We start from the raw sequence: 20,075 nt of genomic DNA, 5'->3' as shown, positions 1-20,075 counted from the left end.
CAGTTTCGTAATATTCTCAATGTCTCGCTTTCGGCCGCGCGGATTGCCGCCGAGAAACCGTTTGGTACAGTATCTCGGGCCGTTGAAAAACCGGTCTGATTGCCAAAGGAAGCGGAGGTCTGCGCAAAGTGAAAAACCTCCGAGAGACCTGCTGCATAAAAGTATCTATCTATCAAATGCTTATGTGGCCGCAAAACGTATCGGAAAGGTATAGTCTGGACACGGAACCAATAGTCTACGCCAACTTTTGGGGTCTTTTTTCGATTTTCGTCGGACTGCCTTACAGCACAAAAAACCCACCTCAGAGAGGCGGGCCACGGAGCCATTGGGCATAAGGTCTGCGCGAGCGTGATGTCGATGGCGCCAAGACCGATAAAGAAGCTATGATGGTGCAGGCACATAAGCGCATCCTTAACGTTTTGAAGCAATATTCTACGCTTCAGGCGAGCTCTGAAGACTAGGATCGACAGGATATGGTAGTGCAGCATAGCCCCCTCAAAATCCGCATGCTCGAAATTTTCGACGCGGTCATGAAGGTCGAGCGCATCACGGATGCCGCTGAACTCCTTGGAATTTCACAACCTGCAGTCTCTGCGGCGATCCGAAGGCTTGAAGAAGACCTAGGGGTCAACCTCTTTGAACGCGACGGCCGTCGGCTGCGGCCCACCGATGCTGCGGTCCGCCTGTCGCAGAGCACCGCTCCGGTCTTCAACGCCGTGTCGAACCTCAGGGACGAGGTGGCACGCGCCGGCAGGGTCGGCCTGTCGCGGCTGCGCATTTACGCGTCACCGTCGGTCGGGCATGGCGTCGCGCTTGTGGCGCTGGACGCCCTGATGGACGAGTTCCCTGAGCTTGACGTGGTGGTCACCGTTCGGGACGACGCTCAAGTGCGCGAAGCGGTCGATATCGGACAGGCCGACATCGGCCTCACATTCGGTAATATCAATGAGGGCGCCTGGTATCTTCTGGCGCGGGCCCATCTGGTGGTCATCGTGCCGCGCGACCACGCCCTGACCAAGCGGGCTACCATCGGACCGGCGGACCTGCAGCATGATCGGATCATCAGCGCCGGCGAGGTCATCACACCGCTGGTCGAGGCCGCGTTCAACCGACAGGGCGTTCGTTACCGGCCCAAGATCGAGACGCGCTTTGCCCAGACTGCTTGCGCGATGGTGCAAAAGGGGCTGGGAGTTGCGGTGGTCGACCCCTATGTGGCCGAGCTTTTTGCCTCGAATCTCTATTCCATCCGGCGCTTCTACCCCGCCACCCAGATCGCCGCCGTGGCTTTGGTAGGTCCGGGAATTCACGGCCCCCGACGGCGGATCGCAGATCGTTTCCTCGAGATTCTCGGGCAGGAGATCCACCATTCTCCAATCATGACCCACCAGCACCGCGCTGACATATATAATCGATCACAGCGTTAGAATAAGTTTTTCTATATAAATCAGATAAAGCAAGGCGGCCTGATTTCCGCTTCTTTAACAATTCGTTAACCTTGCCCCCCGCGATGCGCACATCCCCGATCGGCCCCGTTTGTCCAAGATTGACCGGCATAGGGGGGGATTGATTAACATATTGTTAACCAGCCCATGTCGAAAGGAACATCTCGATGTCCGAGCAACGCGGAAGCGCCGATACCATCCTGAGAGGAGGCAAGATCTGGCGGGGTCAGCACCTCGGTTTCGCGCAGAGCATCGCGATTGGCGGCGGTCGGGTCATGGCCACGGGGACGGACGCGGAAATCGACGCGCTGCGCGGCCCCGGGACCAAGGTCATCGAGCTGAACGGACGGCTCGCGACGCCCGGTCTCAACGATGCCCACATGCATCTGCTGCCCTATGGCACCGCTATGGCGGAGGTCGACCTGCGCCCTTCGGCGGCGCCCACGCTCGAAAGCCTGCTCGACGCGCTGCGCGACCGGGCGGCACAGACGCCCAAGGGCGATTGGGTCGTCGGCCGCGGCTACGATCATTTCGCCTTCGATGAAAAACGCCATCCGATGTTGCACGAGCTTGACGCCGCCTGTCCCGATCACCCGGTCTACATCGTGCGAACCGATGGCCATCTCGCCGTCGCCAACACATTGGCGATGCAGGCAGCCGGGATCGACAACGATACGCCCTCGCCTCAGGGCGGCTTGATCGAGAAGCAGAACGGCGTGCTGACCGGGCTCGTGGCCGAAACCGGGCGCGAGCCTCTGATGGCAGTGATGCCACGCAAATCGGTCGAGGAGCTCGTCGGCTCGATAGAACGCGGCGGCCGCGATCTTCTGTCCTATGGCATCACCTCCTGCATGGAGGCCGCCATCGGCATTCGCGACGGCTGGACCGAGATGGAGGCCTATCAACGCGCCCACCGTGAGGGCCGCCTGCCGGTGCGCACCTACGGTGTGCTCATGGGGGACAAGACCCGATCGATCCTCTCGCAGGCCCACGACGCGGGGCTGGTGACCGGCACCGGCGACGAGATGTTCCGAATCGGGCCGGTCAAGATCTTCACGGACGGCAGCGCCGGGGGACGCACCGCGGCGATGAAGGAACCTTATCAGGGCGGCGACCCGGACGACAAGGGCCTGCTTTGCATTCCCGACCAGGAGGAGCTGAACGCGATGGTGCTTGATGCCCACCGTAAGGGCTACCAGATGGCGATCCATGCGATCGGCGACGCGGCGATCGAAGAGGTTCTGAACGCCTATGAGGTCGCCATGGCGGACAGTCCCGATCCCGATCGCCGCCACCGGATCGAACATTGCGGTTGGCTGTCGGGGGACCAGATGCAGCGGATGGTCGACATGCATGTCCTGCCGGTGCCGCAGCCCTCGTTCCTCTACTGGTTCGGCGATCTCTACCTCACCGTGCTGGACGAGGCCCGCGTCACCGCCTCGCATCCGATGCGGCGCTGGATCGACGCAGGTCTGCATCCCTCGGCCTCGACCGACTGCCCGGTGACCGAGATCGCACCGATGCCGGTGATCTACAACATGGTCACGCGCAAGACCCGGCAGGGCACCCTGCTCGGCCCGGACCAGACGCTGAGCATGGAAGAGGCGCTGCACGCCTACACTTGGGCCTCGGCCTATGCCGCCCGCGAAGAGACGGTGAAGGGTCAACTGGTACCGGGGCAGCTGGGCGATGTCGCGGTCTTTGACCGGGACCTCTTCGAGATCGACGTTGAGGACATCCTCGACACGCGCTGTGATCTGGCCGTGCTTGGCGGCGATATCGTCTTTGAGCGCGCCTAGGTCATGCTGGACACGCTGACCAAGCGCCTTCTGCAATCGATCCCGGTTCTGATCGGGGTGCTCGTGCTTGGTTTCCTGCTGGTACAGCTTTCGCCCGGCGACCCGGCGCGGGTCTTTGCTGGGGCGATGGCCCCGCCCGAGGTGGTCGAGCAGATCCGCGAGAAGATGGGTCTCGATCGACCGCTCTGGGTGCAGTTCTGGGGCTATGTCGAGCGGGTATTGCAGGGCGATCTGGGTCGCTCCTTCATCTCCAACAAGACGGTGATGAGCGAGCTGTCGGCCGCGATCGTGCCGACCGTCGAGCTGATGCTGGCCTGCCTGATCTGGTCGATCCCCCTCGGAATCGCTATGGGCACCCTCGCCGGTGTCTGGCGCGGTTCGCTTCTGGACCGAGCGGTGATGGCATTTTCTGTGGCCGGAGTATCACTGCCGATCTTCTTCATCTGCCTGCTGCTGATCCAGTGGTTCGGCGTGAAATGGCAGCTGTTCCCATTCATCGGTCGTGGCGGACCGCTCTGGACCGTCGACGGGCTGCGCCACATCGCCTTGCCGGCGCTGTCGCTGGGGCTGATCTTTATCGGGCCGGTGGCGCGAATGACCCGGTCTTCGGTGCTCGAGGTGCTTCGTCTCGATCACGTGCGCACCGCCCGTTCGAAGGGGCTGACCGAGCGGCAGGTGATCCTGCGGCACGGGCTCCGCAATGCGCTCATCCCCGTGGTCACCCTCGTGGGCCTGCAGGCGGGCTATCTGCTGGGTGGCGCGGTGGTGACCGAGACGATCTTTGCCTATCCGGGTATCGGTCGGCTGTCGGTCGGCGCGATCCTGTCGTCGGACTACCCGCTGGCGCAGGGCTGCATCCTCGTGCTCGCGCTGGCCTTCATCTTGATCAACATGATCGTCGACATACTCTACGCCTTTCTCGATCCTAGGGTGCAGAAATGATGAATGTGAGCACGCCCGCCGCGGCCGCCCCGCTCGACGATACCGCCCCGCCCCGGCAGGTCTGGTGGAAAGCCTTACTGCGCGACCGGGCCGCGGCACTGGCGCTCATCGTGCTGGTCGGGATTACCTTTGCGGCGCTGTTCGCCCCCTTCCTCGCCCCGCATGATCCCTACGAGGGCACCCGCGCGGTAATGCAGCCACCGGTCTGGGCCGAGCGTGGTAACGCGACCCATCTACTCGGCACCGACGGTCAGGGGCGCGACATCCTGAGCCGTCTGCTCTACGGCACCCGGCTGACCCTTCTGATCGGCCTGCTGTCCGTGGGTCTGGGCGGCACTGTCGGCTCCCTTCTGGGACTTCTCTCTGCCTTCTACCGGCGCATCGACCCCTACGTGATGCGGTTTGCGGACGTCATGCTGTCCTTCCCGGCAATCCTTCTGGGGCTGGCGCTGGTGGCGATTTTTGGCCCCGGAGCTCTGCCGGTGATCATCGCCCTGTCCATTGCCACCGTGCCCGACAGCGCCCGCATCGCCCGCTCCATCGCCATCGGCGTGATGGAGCAAGAATATATCGAGGCCGGGCGCGCCATCGGCCTCTCAGACCGCGCGCTCTTCACCCGCTACCTGCTGCGCAACAGCATCTCGGCGATCATGATTTTCGTCAGCCTGCGCTTTGGCCAGATCATTCTGATCGGGGCCGCGCTCAGCTTCCTTGGCCTCGGGGCACGCCCCCCGGCGGCGGAACTGGGGATGATGGCCTCGCAGGGGCGCGACTTCATGCTCTTTGCCCCGCATATCGCGATCATCCCGTCGCTGGCGATCTTCGTGATCGTGCTGGCCGCCAATATCACCGGCGATGCGATCCGCGACGTTCTGGACCCGCGTCTACGCTCATAACCCAAGAATCGACCCCGGCAATCGGGGCGCCAACAGAGGAGAAGACCGAAGATGACGCCACTGAGAAGACTGCTTACCGCAACCGCCCTCACGGCCCTCGCCGCCCCGCTCGCAGCGCAGGAGCTGACCATCGTGCGCGAAGTCGACAGCAACAATTACGATCCGCACAAGACCACCGCCCGCGCCGCCGCCGAGGCCCTTTTCATGCTCGGCGACACGCTGGTCTCGCTCGAGCCCGACATGCAGACCGTGACCGACGGGCTGGCCGAACGCTGGGAAGTCTCGGATGACGGGCTGGTTTATACGTTTCACCTCAAGGAGGGCGTGCAGTTCTGCAACGGCCGCGAGATGACCGCCGAGGACGTGGTCTATTCGATGAAGCGCTGGATCGATCCCGAGACGAATTCGCCGGTCTCATGGCGCGCCGGCGACGTCGCCGATGTAGTGGCACTGGACGATCGCACGGTGGAGTATCGTCTCGAACAGCCGTTTTCCGAACTGCTCTATCAGCTTACCCAGAGCTTCGCGACGGTGATCGCCAAGGAAACCGTCGAAGAACTGGGCGAGGATTTCGGCGTCAACGGTTTCGTCGGCACTGGCCCATTCTGCTGGGAAAGCTGGACCCCGCGCGACAAGATGGTGATGACCCGCCACGAGGGCTACAATTGGGGGCCGGCGTTCTACGAGAACGACGGCGCTGCCCATATGGCCAAGATCACCTGGCAGATAGTGCCTGAAGAGAATACCCGCACCGTCGCGCTGGTTACCGGCCAATCCGAGGCCACGCAGTACGTGCCCGCCATCGCCCTGCAACAGCTCCGCGACACGCCGGGGGTCTCGGTACAGCAGTCCGACAACGCTTTCTGGACCTATTTCATGGGGTTCAAGATCGACAAGGAAACCGTCTCGGACCCGGCTGTGCGGCAGGCCATGAACCTTGCCGTCAGCCAGGAAGCCCTAGCCGAAGACCTGATGTTCGGCGAAGTGGAGCCGGCCTATAGCTACGTCTCGCAGGCCGCGCTGGATTGGAACAGCGCTATTGACGACAAGCTGCTGCGCCATGACCCTGAAAAGGCCAAGTCGCTGCTCGACGCAGCCGGCTGGACGCCCGGTCCGGATGGTGTGCGCGCCAAGGACGGGGTCGAGCTGCGGCCCACGGCCTATGTTTTCGCGGGCTCTGGCTGGCAGAAGATCTCGGAATTCGTGCAGGCCGAACTGCTCAAGATCGGCGTCGCCATGGATATTCAGGCCTTCGATGCGACCGTCGCCTGGGGCAAGCTTGCGACGCAGGAGTTCGACGTCTTCGGGATGAGCTATCCTTACGTCTCTTCCGGCGATGCGCTTAATCTCTACTTCCGCTCCCAGAACATGCCGACGCCGAACCGGATGAACTGGAATGACCCCGAGACTGACGAACTGCTGCAGACAGGCAAGACTGCCCTTTCGGACACGGACCGCGCAGCGGCCTACGGCAAGGTTTTGGAAAAGGTGCATAGCGCCGCCGTCTGGCTGCCGCTCTATCACGAGCCCATGTTCATCGCGCAATCCGATATGCTCGAGCCGATCCAGCCGCACAACAATTACGGCGCTGGTTTCTACAAGGGTCTCGATCTCAAATACAAGGAATGAGCCCAAGGCGGGACGGACACCGGCCCGCCTTCTCAACCAGTTTCTTCAATCCGTTATCCGCGTACCAACCCGCACGGAGGACCCCCGACATGGGCGCCACAACAACCACCGTCATCCGCAACGCCGAGTGGATCGTTGCATGGAACAGCGACATTGGCCGCCACGAATACCTGCAAAGCGAGGACGTGGTGTTCCGTGACGACCGCATCCTGCAGGTGGGTGGCCATTTCAACGGCCATTTCGACCGCGAGATCGATGGCCGCGGGCGACTGGTATCGCCAGGGTTGGTGAACATACACTCGCATCCGCTGTCTGAGCCGATGAACAAGGGTTTCCTCGACGAATTGGGCAGTCCCGCGCTTTACATGAGCTCGCTCTATGAATTCATGCCCCTTTTTCGCCCCGACGCGGACGGCACCACAGCCTGTACCGAGGTGGCGCTGTCGGAACTGTTGCTCTCGGGCGTGACCACACTCACCGACCTTTCGATCCCCTATGATAACTGGATCGACCTTCTGGACCGATCCGGCCTGCGCGCGGTCTTGGCGCCGATGTACCGCTCGGCGCGCTGGTTTACCAAGAACGGTCATGTCGTCGAATATGAATGGGACGCACGGGCCGGGCGCGATGCCATGGGCGAAGCGATGCAGGTCATAGACAAGGCCAACGCACATCCCTCGGGGCGGCTCTCGGGCATGGTCTCGCCCTCGCAGATCGACACCTGCACCGCCGACCTGATCCGCGACAGCTTTGACGAGGCGCAGTCGCGCGGCCTGCCGTTCCAGATCCACGCCGCCCAGTCGGTTGTCGAGTTCCATGAGATCACCCGCCGTCATGGCCGCACACCGCTGGAGTGGCTGCATGATCTCGGCGTGCTGAGACAGGGCGCGATCATCGGCCATGGAATCTTCCTCAACAGCCATTCCTCGCTGCATTGGCCCGAGGCTGACGATTTCTCTCTGCTGCGCGACAGCGGTGCTGCAGTCGCGCATTGCCCTACAGTATTCCAACGACGCGGCATCTCGATGCAATCGGTCGGGCGCTACATCCGCGGCGGTATTCCGGTCGGGATCGGTACCGATACCTACCCGCACAACATGCTCGAAGAGATGCGCCATGCGCTGATCAACTCGCGGCTGATGTCCGGCAACCCCTTCGATCTGCGCACCCATGATATCTTCGATGCCGCCACCATTGGCGGCGCGGCGATCCTGGGACGGGACGACATCGGCCGTCTCGCGCCCGGCATGAAGGCGGACCTCTTTATGGCCGACGTGACCCACCCGGCGATGCGGCCCCTGCGCGACCCGCTTCGCTCGCTGATCTATGTAGCGGCCGAACGCGCAGTGCGTGACGTCTTTGTCGACGGACGTCAGGTGGTCAGCGACGGCAAGGTCGCGGCCTTCGACCTTTCCGACGCCACCGCCCGCCTGGAAGAGGCGCAGCGCCGGGCCGAGGAGTGTTTCACCGGGCTCGACTTTGCTGGACGGCACCCACGCGACGTCTCACCGCTGACCTACTCGGTCGCCGGATGAGCCCACTTCTGACCGTGACGGACCTTCAGGTCGGCTTTCAGGACCGCGGTCGCATCATGCGCGCGGTGGATGGGGTCAGCCTTTCGGTCGACCGGGGACGCACGCTCGGTGTCGTGGGTGAATCCGGCTGCGGCAAATCAGTGACCTCCCTCGCGGTGATGGGGCTGGTACCGCAGCCCCCAGGTGTGATCCGCGGGGGCGAGATCACCTTTGATGGGCAGGACTTGCTGGCGCTGTCGCCGCGTGAGATGCGCGCGCTGCGTGGCGGCCGGATCGGGATGATCTTTCAAGAACCTATGACCAGCCTGAACCCCGTCTATACCTGTGGCGAGCAGATCGCTGAGACGCTGCGCGCCCATGGAACCACCCGGCCGGACGCGGCCCGCAAGCGGGCGATCGAACTCTTGGATCTTGTCGGCCTGCCCTCGCCCGCCAGAAGGGTTGACGATTATCCGCACCAGCTTTCGGGCGGGCAGCGCCAGCGGGTGATGATTGCCATCGCGCTTGCCAATGACCCCGACCTACTGATCGCCGACGAGCCGACAACCGCGCTCGACGTGACCATTCAGTCCCAGATTCTGCAGTTAATGAAGGACCTGCAGGACCGCACCGGCATGGCGATCATGCTGGTGACCCATGATCTCGGCGTGGTGGCCGAGACGTGCGACGACGTAGTGGTGATGTATGCCGGGCTGGTAGTGGAACGCGCCCCGACCGTCCGGCTCTACGCCGACCCCCAGCATCCCTATACCATCGGCCTGATGGCTGCCGTGCCGCGGATCAGCGACAAGGCCGACCGGCTCGAGACCATTGACGGCACACTGCCCCCGCCATGGGCGCAGATCCCCGGCTGCCGCTTCGCGCCGCGATGTCCTCTGGCCTCAGATAAATGTCGCAGCATGCCGCCACCGATGCGCGAAATCGGCCCGGGACATGAGGTCGCCTGCTGGTACGCCCCCATCGAAGAAAGGAGCCTCGCGCAATGACCGATCCCGTCCTGAGCGTCGCGAACCTTTCGAAGGATTTCCCTCTCTCGCGGGGCATGTTCCGCCGCGACAAGCTGGTGGTGCGCGCGGTGAGCGATATCAGCTTCGATCTTGGACGCGGCGAAACCTTGGCGATCGTGGGCGAGTCGGGCTGCGGCAAGTCTACGCTCGGCCGCTCGCTCTTGCGTCTGATCGAGCCCTCCGCTGGCACCGTCAAGCTTGGCCCGGACGAGGTCACCGCGATGTCCACCGCAGAGCTCCGCGCCGCTCGGCGCCGGATGCAGATCATCTTTCAAGACCCCTTCGGTTCGCTGAACCCAAGAATGACGGTGCGCGAAACATTGACCGAGCCGCTTCTACTACATGGGCTTGCCGAAGCCGGGACGCTGGATTCCAAGGTCGACGAGGTCCTCTCACTCTCGGGCCTGTCGCGTTTTCACGCCGAACGCTACCCCCACGAGTTTTCCGGCGGCCAGCGCCAGCGCGTGGGCATCGCACGGGCCTTGGCGACCCGCCCCGAGGTGATCGTTTGCGACGAGCCGGTCTCGGCGCTTGACGTTTCCTTGCAGGCGCAGATCATCAACCTGCTGCAGGACCTGCAACGCGAATTTGGGCTCGCCTATGTATTCATCAGCCACGACCTCAGCGTGGTGCGCCACATCGCCGACCGCATCGCGGTGATGTATTTGGGCCGCTTCGTGGAAGAGGCACCGGCTGAGGCGGTTTTCACAGCGCCATTGCATCCCTATACCCAATCCCTAATCAAGGCGGTTCCACTGCCCGACCCGAGCGCGCACCGCCATCCGTCGGAATTGCGGGGCGACATGCCGTCGGCCCTCGCGGCGCCCCCCGGGTGCGCCTTCCACCCGAGATGCCCGATGGCCACAGAGCTTTGCCGCCGGTCGCGCCCGGAGAAGCGCAAGATAGAGGAGACCGCAGTGGCCTGCCACCATGCCGAAGCCGCCGCCGCCCGGCAAGCGCCGGCGCCAAGGCTCGACAGCGGCAACCTGGCCCGGCGCTTGGCCGTACTGCGCGCCGCTAAGGAACAACGAGAGCCTGCCACCGCGGGCCAATAGATAGGACAGTCGATGAACGGCGCAGAGAACTTGCTCAGAAGCCTGCACGGCGCAGGCGTGGACGTGTGTTTCGCCAATCCCGGCACTTCGGAGATGCAATTCGTCGATGCGCTCGACCGCACTCGCCTGATGCATTGTGTCCTCGGCCTTTTCGAAGGGGTGGTGACCGGCGCGGCGGATGGCTATGCGCGTATGGCCCGCAAGCCTGCCGTGACCCTGCTGCATCTCGCGCCCGGCCTCGCCAATGCCGGGGCCAACCTGCACAACGCCCGCAAGGCGCGCACACCGATCCTGAACCTCGTCGGCGACCACGCGAGGCGGCACCTGCGCTACGAAGCACCCCTGACCGCCGATGTACCGGGCACCGCGGCGGTGTTTTCCGATTGGGTGCGCACTGTCCGCTCGACCGAAACCATCGCCGGGGATGCGATGGACGCGCTTGCGGCCGCCTGGGGCCACCCGGGCCAGATCTCCACCCTGATCATTCCCGCCGATGTCGGTTGGGACGAAGGCGGCAACATGGAGCCCGCGGAGCGGGCAGCGGCGGCGCAGCCGCGCGCGCTTGACGCGGACGTGCTTCGCCGTGCCGCAGCCTCGCTGGGGCCGGATGCGGTGATTCTCTGCGGCGGCGGCGTGCTGGAATCGCCCGAGGCCCTGAAGCGGTTGTCGGACGTCGGCGCCACGACGGGGGCCGAGGTTATGGCCTCGGGACCGCTGCGCCGAGCCGAACGCGGCGCGGGCCATTTTGAGCTGCCGCGCATCCCCTACCCTGTCGACGATGCGCTGAACGTGTTGTCACGGTTCCGCCGCGCCGTGCTGATCGAGGCGCTGCCCCCCGTGGCCTTCTTCGCCTATCCCGACCGGCCCAGCCTGCTCTTGCCCAAAGATTGCGACGTGCTGCCGCTGGCTGATTTCGATCAGGATGGCCCCGCTGCCGTCTTGGCGCTCGCCGAGGAGATCGGCGCCAAACGCCGACCGCTCCCCGCCACCACGCCCTGCGAGCCGCCGGCCTCGGGGCCGATGGACGACGCGGCGCTTTCGACCGCTATCGCGGCGGCCCTGCCAGAGGGTGCCATCGTGGTGGACGAAAGCCTGACTAGCGCTAATTCGGTGGCTGCGCGTTCGACCGGGGCCCCGCCGATGTCCTGGCTGGCGATCACTGGCGGGGCCATTGGCATAGGTATCCCGCTGGCCACCGGCGCCGCCGTCGCCTGCCGCGACCGCCCAGTGATCAGTTTGCAAGCGGACGGTTCGGCCATGTACACGCTCCAAGCGCTCTGGACCCAAGCGCGCGAGGAATTGAACGTGACCACGATCATCTTCGCCAATCACGGTTACCAGATCCTGAAGCACGAGCTTTTCAAGGTCGGCGCGAACCCCGGGCCCGAGGCGCTGAACATGCTGGAACTGAACCGCCCGGAGCTGAACTTCGTCGAGCTTGCCCGCGGCATGGGCGTGGCCGGCAAGCGCGTCACCGATCCGCGAGATCTCTACGAGACGATCAGGAACGTGAGCACGGAGCCGGGGCCGTTCCTGATCGAGGTCATGCTCTGATGCCGGCGAAGGGCGCTAGACACGCCTAGCCAAGGACAGCCTCTTCTCAGTTGGCTCAACCTTCCCGCGCTTCATCCAAGAAATAGGCGATTTGACCTGCCCCCCCCGGGAACGCCCTCGCTTTGGTGTAGAGTCTGCTTACCTGAAGGCCCACCGTACCGCGACCAGTTTGGGCGTCAAAAAAGGGGGCGCGGACGCCTGATCGGTCGCACCAAGGGCGGCATGAACACCAAGTTGCATGCCATCTGCGATAGCCAGGGCCGCCCGCTGAACCTGTTCGTCACCGCCGGTCAGGTCAGCGATTACATTGGCGCACGAGCATTGCTAAACAGCCTGCCGGATGTCGATTGGTTCCGGGAAGCGTTGAAAGACAAAGGGATACGCGCCTGCATCCCTGGCCGGAAGCAGCGGAAGAAACCGGTAAAGTACGACAAGCGTCGGTACAAACGCCGGAACCGGATCGAGATCATGTTCGGCAGGCTCAAGGATTGGCGGCGTGTGGCAACCCGCTACGATAGGTGCCCGAAGGTCTTCCTGTCAGCCATCGCCCTCGCAGCACTCGTCATCTACTGGCTATGAGATACCGTAACGGGGCCTGCGCTGCGACCTGCCCGTTACCGTTGTCATACCGAGGGCAATCTGGCGCCATTCCCGTATTGGATCCATCTGTGGGACTGCGGAATGAAGCTGTTTGTCGGACTGGACGTGTCGCTGGAGAAGACCGCGATCTGCGTCATCAGCGAGCATGGGAAGATCGTGAGAGAGGCGCAGGCGGCCAGCGAGCCGGAGGCGCTGGCGCGCTGGATTGGGCACTTGGAGGGCACCATCGCGGTCGTCGGTCTCGAAGCCGGCCCCCTGTCGCAATGGCTGCATCGTGGCATGACCGAGGCGGGCCTGAGTGTGGTGCTGATGGAGACCCGGCAGGTGAAGGGTGCCCTGAAGGCGATGCCGATCAAGACGGACCGACGGGATGCCGAGGGCATTGCGCGCCTGCTTCATCTCGGCTGGTTCCGGCCCGTCCATTGCAAATCCGTCTCGGCGCAGGAAGTGCGGGCTCTGCTCAGTGCCCGCAAAGCCGTGCAGCAGGGCTTTATCACTCTGGAGCTGTCATTGCGTGGACTGCTGCGGAACTTCGGGCTGAAGGTCGGCGCGATCTCCCGCGGCAGGTTCGAGCACCGCATCCGAGAGCTGACGGTAGACAACCCGATGCTGTTCGCCGCGACCGAGCCGATGCTGCGAGCGCGGGCATCCCTTCGACAGGAGCTTGCAGGATTGGAACGCCGGGTCCGTCAGTTGGCGCAAGACGACCCTGTCTGTCGCCGTCTGATGTCGATGCCGGGCGTGGGCGCGGTCGTGGCGCTGACCTACCGTTCCGCAGTTGATGACCCCTCGCGGTTCACGTCGTCGAAGAAGGTCGGGCCATGGGTCGGCCTCACGCCTTCACGCAACCAGTCAGGCGAACGCGACATCTCCGGCGGGATCACCAAAGCAGGGGACGTCAACCTGCGGCGTGCGCTGTGCCAGGCGGCGACGGTCATGATGCATCGTGGTCGCTCGACGTGGCTGAGAACATGGGCAGTGCAGGTCGCGCGCCGTCGTGGCGCAAAACGGGCCATGGTCGCCCTTGCCCGGCGCATCAGCGTGATCCTGCACCGGATATGGACTGACGGCACAACCTTCCGATCCGAGATTGAGGTTCCGCAAGCAGCCTGATCGGCCAAGCGCTTCACCGTCGCCTGCCTGACCGCAGGCCTTCCAGGTCCCCATGGGACGCGGTTCCGATGATGTCGTGGTCAGGACTGTTGCCGAACCACATCGAGCACGCCAATGAGATGGGCACATCGGACCTGCATTGAACCAGCATCATGTTGGCGGCCTGCGCGCCGACCACGGACCGAAGCATGCACCCAGGTTGCCTCAGACGAAGTTGGCTGTGCCAGACGTGCGACGATCATAACAAACCTGAAACCGCCAATTCGCGGACGACGGCGCATGCGTGAAATGGCTTGACTGAGACGACCCCGTTACCGAAGTCCTGAACCTAGAATGAAGTGTTCCGGAACCTTGGTGTTATTAATTGGAGGAGTATCGACCGCCCTGTCAAATACGAGCAAAAGCCACCCGGATAAACAACCCCAACAAGACCAGAAGGCCACGCGTAACAAATTGAATTAATTGCGAGAATTTTAGCGCCGAGCGTATACAGAACTCCGTTTGGCGCAAGCTACTGCTTCATTTTGCGCATATATTCGCTGTCATTGGAATTGATCTCTGGCAATACGCTGGCGACCCCGGAAGGAATCGAACCCTCAACCTTGGACTTAGAAGGTCCCTGCTCTATCCAGTTGAGCTACGGGGCCGCGCGACCGCCTGATGGCGTAAAACGGGCCGCGGCGCAACGGAAAACGCCCGGATCGGCGCTCTAGCGATGCTGAAAGAGCGGCTTGCGGTTTTGCAGATGCCGCACGGCGAGTCTTCTGCCCATACGTCCCGAAGCGAGGGTCCGCGCGGGCGGGCGCTCCTGCATCTGGCGCAGTTCGGGACACAGCGCGAAGATCTCGGCCAGCGCGGCCGGATCGGTCGAGCCCGGCAACTGGTGCGGGGTGCGCAGCGACTCGGCCCATGCCCCGTTCGCGCGCAGGATCTGATGCGCATCAAGCAGAAGATGGACATAGTCGATCCGCGTAACATCATCGGCGATGTCGATGCCCGGCAGCTGACAAAGCTGACGCGCCGTGACCAGCACCTCGGCAGCGCCGAAGATCCGCTCGGCGATCCGCGAGCGCACGAGGATGCGGTGCTGCTGCGAAACCAGAAGATCGGCGCATGGCGTGTCCGGACCAAGCGCACCGGCGCGGATGCGGATGGGAAGCATCTCGGGCGCAGCGGCCAGCCGCGACGCGTCCTCCGGCTGCCGCCCGACCCAGCGAAGCGGCTGCGGCCCGTCATCCAGCGTCACGATCTGCATGCCCCGGCAAAGCTGATCGGCCCGCATCTCTCCGCGGGTGGTGAGGATCAGCGCGTCCCCCCCGATACGTGCCGCGTCTGAATGGGCAAGGGTCAGAGCATGCTGCGGGGGCGCCTCTTGTGCCGAAGGTGGCGGGACCGGCACGGGGTCGCAGCCGGTCAGCAGCCAATCAGCGGAGCGCGATCTGCTGGCGTTATCCATCGGCCCATTCCTACGCGTCGCAACTTTCTGAGTTCGGAAACGCCAAACCCCGCACCAGACCTGCGGACGATGGCGGCGCTTTTCCGTTTGCCGAGCGTCAGGCTAGAACCGCCAAATTCAGCATACAATATGAAGATTCATGTTACGACGTGACGTCGTTACAGCCGCGCTCAGGCAGGGCTGCATATCTGGCACTGGGGCACGACGCTCTAGCCGGATAGCGCCTCGCCCTTCGCAGAGATTTCGAGCCGCATGAAAAGACTCATCGGATCTTCATCGTAACTTCCGAAAGGCCCGCAAGCCGCAAACCCGGCCCGCCCGTAAAACGCCCGCGCCGGGGCAAAGCTGGGTTGCGCACCTGTCTCCAGACAAATCGCGGTTGCGCCCATGCCGCGGGCCGCGTCGATCAGCGCGCCGAGCATGTGCCGCGCCGCGCCGCTGGCGCGCGCCTCTTCCAGCACATGCATGGATTTCAACTCGACCGTGCCATCGCCAAGCGACTTCAGCGCCCCCATCGCCAGCGGAGCCTCCTCACCGCGCAATATGAGGAAACGGATACCCGGCGCGGCCAGATCGGCGCGATCCATCATATGCATGGATTCCGGCGGCGTGTCGGCGTGGCAGAATTCGCTGTGGCGCGCAAACAGCAGGTCCAGTTCCGGATCACGCGGATCGGCAGCCTCGACGCTGAATCTGTTCAAGATCAATGCGTCCAGGGCGCGCGCCGGTCGGTCGCGAAGTTTTCGCCATAGCCGCGCGGGCGGATATTCTGGCCGCGCTTATGCGGCTCGGCGACGACATAATCCAGACCACGCTCGCGCGCATAGGCCTCTGCCTCTTCCCGGGTCGGAAAGCGCAGCCGCACCTGCGATTGCGTATCGTCCGAGCTGGTCCAGCCCATCAGCGGGTCAATGTCGCGCTTATCCGCCTGCGGAAAGTCCAGCACCCAATCGCGGGTGCGAGCCATGCCGGACTGCATAGCGTTACGGGCGGGCTGATAGATACGGACGCGCATCGCAGTATTCCTATGGCTTTGGGCGCTTTCGTTATCCGACAGTCTTGCCCGGCGCGCAAGTCCCCGAACCCGCCACAGCGCGGGCGCGCAGGAACGAAGCATTCAGCTTTGCGTTGAACCGCTACGGCGCGCGAAACGCGATTTCACCATGGCGCACCGATGCAACTCATCATCTCTTGCGGAGAACGAGAAATGCACTTCAAATCAGAATTTTATGCGACGATCCTGGCAGCATTGATGGCCTCGGGCGCGGCAATGGCGCAGGAAACGTCATCCGATGCGGCAACCTCGGAGGTCCCCGAGGAAGGGTCGATGCCCGCCGAAACCACACCGGAGGGCGACACCGCCGACAGCGGCGATGCGTCCGGCGATGCAGCGGAAGCCGCCGATGCGAGCGCTGACGGATCCGGCGACAGACAAGACGCCGAGACCGAAAACTCCGAGACCGAAAGCCCAGAGACCGAGGATAGCGGCACCGAGGGCCAGAGCACCGCTTCCGAGGCCACCGCAAGCGCCGAACCGGCGCTCTCCGCGACGATCTCTGATGCCGAGGGCGCGCAGGTCGGATCGGTCGAGCTTGTTTTCGCCGCGTCGGGGCTTGCCGTGGTCGATATCTCGTTCAGCGGCGTCGAGCCCGGCACGCATGGCGTGCATTTCCACGAAACCGGCCAATGTGAAGCGCCGTTCGATTCCGCCGGCGACCATCTGGCCGGAGACATGGAACACGGCGTGTTGAACGCGGGCGGCCCGCATCCGGGCGACCTGCCGAATATCACCGTGCCAGAGAGTGGCGAGATCTCGGTGACCTATTTCGTCCCGAACCTCACCTCTGATCTGGTGAATGATGGCGACGGCACCGCATTCATGATTCACAGCGCGGCGGATGACTATCGGTCGCAACCCAGCGGCGACGCGGGGGACCGGCTCGGATGCGCGGTAATCGCCGAAGCAGGATGAGGGGTTGAACTTTCGCGGCGAGAGCCGATCTGCTAGGTGAACACAACCGGAACTCTCGCCGCGAGCCTCAGATGGGTCACAACAACACCAACGCGCCGGTCGCGCGCTTTCCCGAAGTTACCCGCCCCAAGCTGGAAGGCGGGCGGCGCTTTGTCATGCAGACCGAGTTTCAGCCGGCAGGCGATCAGCCGACCGCCATTGCCGAGCTGTCTCAGGGTGTGCGTGACAACGAGCGCGATCAGGTGCTGCTTGGCGCCACCGGCACCGGCAAGACCTACACCATGGCCAAGGTGATCGAAGAGACACAGCGCCCGGCGATCATCCTCGCGCCCAACAAGACGCTTGCGGCGCAATTATACGGCGAATTCAAGGGGTTCTTCCCCGATAATGCCGTGGAATATTTCGTTTCCTACTATGATTACTATCAGCCCGAGGCCTATGTCCCGCGCTCCGATACCTATATCGAGAAGGAATCCCAGATCAACGAGGCCATCGACCGGATGCGCCATTCCGCGACGCGGGCGCTTCTGGAACGTGATGATGTGATCATCGTTGCCTCGGTCTCCTGCATCTACGGTATCGGCTCGGTCGAGACATATTCGGCGATGACCCAGGACATGGTCGTGGGCGAGATGTATGATCAGCGCGAATTCATCGGTCAGCTGGTCGCGCAGCAATATCGGCGGCTCGATGCGGCGTTTCAGCGCGGCGGCTTCCGGGTGCGCGGCGACGTGATCGAGCTTTGGCCGGCGCACCTGGAAGACCGCGCCTGGCGCTTTGACTTCTTTGGGCCAGAGCTTGAAAAGATTACGGAATTCGATCCGCTGACCGGCGCAAAAGCGGATGAGTTCAAGCAGATCCGCATCTATGCGAACAGCCATTACGTCACCCCGCGCCCAACGATGCAGACCGCGATCAAGGGCATCAAGCAAGAGCTCAGGACACGGCTGGAACAGCTGAACGACGAAGGCAAACTGCTCGAGGCGCAGCGGCTGGAACAGCGGACGAATTTCGATCTCGAGATGCTCGAGGCGACCGGCGTCTGCAACGGGATCGAGAATTACTCGCGCTATCTCACCGGCCGCTCGCCGGGCGAGCCACCCCCGACGCTTTTCGAGTTCATCCCGGATAACGCCATTGTTTTCGCGGATGAATCCCATGTCAGCGTGCCGCAGATCGGCGGCATGTATCGCGGCGACTACCGGCGCAAGTTCACGCTGGCCGAACACGGGTTCCGCCTGCCCTCCTGCATGGATAACCGGCCGCTGAAATTCGAGGAATGGGACGCGATGCGGACCCAGTCGATCTTCGTCTCGGCTACGCCCAAGGACTGGGAACTGGACCAGACCGGCGGCGTCTTCACCGAACAGGTGATCCGCCCGACCGGACTTCTTGACCCGCAGGTCGAAATCCGCCCGGTCGAGATGCAGGTGGACGACCTGCTGGACGAGGTGCGCAAGGTGACTGCCAACGGGATGCGCACACTGGTCACGACGCTGACCAAGCGCATGGCCGAGGATCTGACCGAATATCTGCACGAGCAGGGGATCAAGGTCCGCTATATGCATTCCGACATCGATACGATCGAGCGGATCGAGATCCTGCGCGATCTTCGTCTTGGCGCCTTCGATGTGCTGGTTGGCATCAACTTGTTGCGCGAAGGCCTTGATATTCCTGAATGTGGACTGGTGGCGATCCTCGATGCCGACAAGGAAGGCTTCCTGCGGTCAGAGACTTCGCTGATCCAGACCATTGGCCGCGCGGCGCGCAACGCCGATGGGCGCGTCATCATGTATGCCGACAACATGACCGGCAGCATGGAGCGTGCCATTGCCGAGACAGAGCGTCGCCGGGCCAAGCAGATCGCCTATAACGAGGAACACGGCATCACGCCGCAGACGGTGCGCAAGAATGTCGAGGATGTGCTGGCCGGGCTGTGGCAGGGCGACACGGACCAGTCGCGGATCACGACCAAGGTGGACAAGCCGATGGTCGGCGCGAATCTGGCCGCTCATCTCGATGCGCTGCGGGCGCAGATGCGCAAGGCTGCCGAGAATCTGGAATTCGAGGAAGCCGCGCGGCTGCGTGATGAGGTGAAGCGGCTCGAAGCGGTGGATCTCGCCGTGGCAGACGACCCGATGGCGCGGCAATCCGCGATCGAAGAGGCGACGGAGGCCGCGCTGAGCAGTTCGGGCCGCTCAACCGCCGGTCGCGCCGGTCAGCGCGGCGGCAACAAGAGGTCGAAGCGGCGGCGTTAGACGCGGATTATCTGCGCTGAATCAGTGTGTTAAACGCCAAAGATGAGGTTTTCAGCCGCAGCTGACACGCTCGATGAAGCCCTTATCGTCAACAAAGAGATTAAGCCGCGCCGGGTTGATCTCTTCGGCCGTGGTGGCTCCGGGCTGGATAATCCGATGAGGCAGGCTGCGCGGCAGTGTGACCGCCCCGACATTGGTGCCGACGAGTGTTTCGTAGCCGGGACCGCAGCGCGGTGGCAGCTCGCTTTCCGGGAGGGAAGGCGTGCAACCCATGAACAGAGCGGCGGCGGGAAGAGTCAGCAAGGGGCGCATGAACAGATCCTTTCCCGGCCAGCAGATCGCAGCGTGATGCCGCGGTCAAGCAGGCTGGCGCAGAGGTGATCCGACGTGATCCCCCTGCCATGGCGGACAGCTTGGGCCGCGTCGCAATCGCTTATCCGCAGTTGACATCGACCAATGTGCCGTGGCGATCATATTCGAAGTTCAGCCGCGACGGATAGTAATCCAGAGTCACCACGTTGATCGAGCCATCCTCGTTGACGACCGGATCGGTACGGTAGTGCCGGAAGACGGTGCCTGCAGGCAGGGTGATTTGCGGCGATCTCTGCCCGATATATTGCTGATACTGATCGGCTGTGCAGGCCGCTTCTTCGTTGGCCAGCGGATTGCTGACCTCCTGCTCTTCCGGCATCGGCTCACAGCCCATCAGCGTGAGCGGAAGGGCAATGAAAGACCATTTTTTCATCGAGACCATTCGACCTTACTCCATCCCCTCAATGGAAGACACGCCACGTCACGCGGGGGAACACATGCCATG

The 20,075-nt window shown here is 63.3% G+C and carries 17 protein-coding genes, 1 tRNA gene and 1 pseudogene; 13 read left to right on the top strand and 6 right to left on the bottom strand.

Features of this window, described 5'->3' with window-relative positions; genetic code table 11:
* Nucleotides 1–506: 506 nt before the first annotated feature.
* The 11 genes and pseudogenes from PAF18_RS04360 to PAF18_RS04310 all read left to right on the top strand — a co-directional run bounded on the left by PAF18_RS04360 (nt 507) and on the right by PAF18_RS04310 (nt 13,572).
* Nucleotides 507–1,424 carry a LysR family transcriptional regulator gene (locus PAF18_RS04360; protein WP_271117399.1) on the top strand — a complete coding sequence of 306 codons (918 nt, stop codon included), beginning with the start codon at nt 507–509 and terminating at the stop codon, nt 1,422–1,424.
* Between the two features lie 185 nt (nt 1,425–1,609).
* On the top strand, nt 1,610–3,241 hold the full coding sequence (locus tag PAF18_RS04355) for an amidohydrolase (protein ID WP_271117398.1): 1,632 nt from the start codon (nt 1,610–1,612) through the stop codon (nt 3,239–3,241).
* A gap of 3 nt (nt 3,242–3,244) precedes the next feature.
* Nucleotides 3,245–4,183, top strand: coding sequence for an ABC transporter permease (locus PAF18_RS04350; RefSeq protein WP_271117397.1), 939 nt, complete (start codon nt 3,245–3,247; stop codon nt 4,181–4,183).
* Nucleotides 4,180–5,079, top strand: coding sequence for an ABC transporter permease (locus PAF18_RS04345; RefSeq protein WP_271117396.1), 900 nt, complete (start codon nt 4,180–4,182; stop codon nt 5,077–5,079). The genes PAF18_RS04350 and PAF18_RS04345 overlap by 4 nt, the downstream gene beginning before the upstream one ends.
* 51 nt (nt 5,080–5,130) lie before the next feature.
* Nucleotides 5,131–6,708, top strand: a complete 1,578-nt coding sequence (locus PAF18_RS04340; RefSeq protein ID WP_271117395.1) for an ABC transporter substrate-binding protein — start codon at nt 5,131–5,133, stop codon at nt 6,706–6,708.
* A gap of 89 nt (nt 6,709–6,797) precedes the next feature.
* Nucleotides 6,798–8,243 carry an amidohydrolase family protein gene (locus PAF18_RS04335; protein ID WP_271117394.1) on the top strand — a complete coding sequence of 482 codons (1,446 nt, stop codon included), beginning with the start codon at nt 6,798–6,800 and terminating at the stop codon, nt 8,241–8,243.
* Nucleotides 8,240–9,229 carry an ABC transporter ATP-binding protein gene (locus PAF18_RS04330; protein WP_271117393.1) on the top strand — a complete coding sequence of 330 codons (990 nt, stop codon included), beginning with the start codon at nt 8,240–8,242 and terminating at the stop codon, nt 9,227–9,229. Before PAF18_RS04335 ends, PAF18_RS04330 begins: the two co-directional genes overlap by 4 nt.
* A complete protein-coding gene (locus tag PAF18_RS04325) occupies nt 9,226–10,305 on the top strand; it encodes an ABC transporter ATP-binding protein (RefSeq protein ID WP_271117392.1) in 1,080 nt (359 codons plus the stop codon). The genes PAF18_RS04330 and PAF18_RS04325 overlap by 4 nt, the downstream gene beginning before the upstream one ends.
* 12 nt (nt 10,306–10,317) lie before the next feature.
* Nucleotides 10,318–11,859 (top strand): acetolactate synthase large subunit, encoded by a 1,542-nt coding sequence (locus tag PAF18_RS04320; RefSeq protein ID WP_271117391.1) that lies wholly within the window; start codon nt 10,318–10,320, stop codon nt 11,857–11,859.
* A 127-nt stretch (nt 11,860–11,986) separates the two neighbouring features.
* Nucleotides 11,987–12,438: pseudogene (locus tag PAF18_RS04315) on the top strand (IS5 family transposase); the annotation flags it as partial.
* Between the two features lie 102 nt (nt 12,439–12,540).
* Nucleotides 12,541–13,572, top strand: coding sequence for an IS110 family RNA-guided transposase (locus PAF18_RS04310; protein WP_271117390.1), 1,032 nt, complete (start codon nt 12,541–12,543; stop codon nt 13,570–13,572).
* A 570-nt stretch (nt 13,573–14,142) separates the two neighbouring features.
* Here PAF18_RS04310 and PAF18_RS04305 read toward each other — a convergent pair.
* The 4 genes from PAF18_RS04305 to PAF18_RS04290 form a co-directional block, all read right to left on the bottom strand.
* Nucleotides 14,143–14,219 (bottom strand) — tRNA-Arg (locus PAF18_RS04305).
* Nucleotides 14,220–14,281: 62 nt separating this feature from the next.
* Nucleotides 14,282–15,028 carry a Hint domain-containing protein gene (locus PAF18_RS04300; protein WP_271117389.1) on the bottom strand — a complete coding sequence of 249 codons (747 nt, stop codon included), beginning with the start codon at nt 15,026–15,028 and terminating at the stop codon, nt 14,282–14,284.
* Between the two features lie 209 nt (nt 15,029–15,237).
* Nucleotides 15,238–15,729: a GNAT family N-acetyltransferase gene (locus PAF18_RS04295; RefSeq protein WP_271117388.1), complete on the bottom strand. Its 492-nt coding sequence runs from the start codon at nt 15,727–15,729 to the stop codon at nt 15,238–15,240.
* 2 nt (nt 15,730–15,731) lie between these two features.
* The gene (locus PAF18_RS04290; protein WP_271117387.1) at nt 15,732–16,043 is read right to left on the bottom strand and encodes an ETC complex I subunit; all 312 of its coding nucleotides are present in this window, start codon (nt 16,041–16,043) and stop codon (nt 15,732–15,734) included.
* Nucleotides 16,044–16,235: 192 nt separating this feature from the next.
* Here PAF18_RS04290 and PAF18_RS04285 point away from each other — a divergent pair, with 192 nt between their 5' ends.
* Nucleotides 16,236–17,000 carry a superoxide dismutase family protein gene (locus PAF18_RS04285; RefSeq protein WP_271117386.1) on the top strand — a complete coding sequence of 255 codons (765 nt, stop codon included), beginning with the start codon at nt 16,236–16,238 and terminating at the stop codon, nt 16,998–17,000.
* Between the two features lie 71 nt (nt 17,001–17,071).
* Nucleotides 17,072–19,258: an excinuclease ABC subunit UvrB gene (gene uvrB / locus PAF18_RS04280; RefSeq protein WP_271117385.1), complete on the top strand. Its 2,187-nt coding sequence runs from the start codon at nt 17,072–17,074 to the stop codon at nt 19,256–19,258.
* Between the two features lie 51 nt (nt 19,259–19,309).
* Here uvrB and PAF18_RS04275 read toward each other — a convergent pair whose 3' ends face one another.
* Nucleotides 19,310–19,570, bottom strand: a complete 261-nt coding sequence (locus PAF18_RS04275) for an I78 family peptidase inhibitor (RefSeq protein ID WP_271117384.1) — start codon at nt 19,568–19,570, stop codon at nt 19,310–19,312.
* 121 nt (nt 19,571–19,691) lie between these two features.
* Entirely contained in the window at nt 19,692–20,003 is a 312-nt protein-coding gene (locus tag PAF18_RS04270) for an I78 family peptidase inhibitor (RefSeq protein ID WP_271117383.1), read from the bottom strand.
* Nucleotides 20,004–20,075: the final 72 nt, after the last annotated feature.

The sequence above is a fragment of the Paracoccus sediminicola genome, from assembly GCF_027912835.1.
GTDB classification, from domain to species: Bacteria; Pseudomonadota; Alphaproteobacteria; order Rhodobacterales; family Rhodobacteraceae; genus Paracoccus; species Paracoccus sediminicola.
Note: the sequence above shows the minus strand (reverse complement) of the source record. Positions and strands in the feature narration are given on the sequence as shown.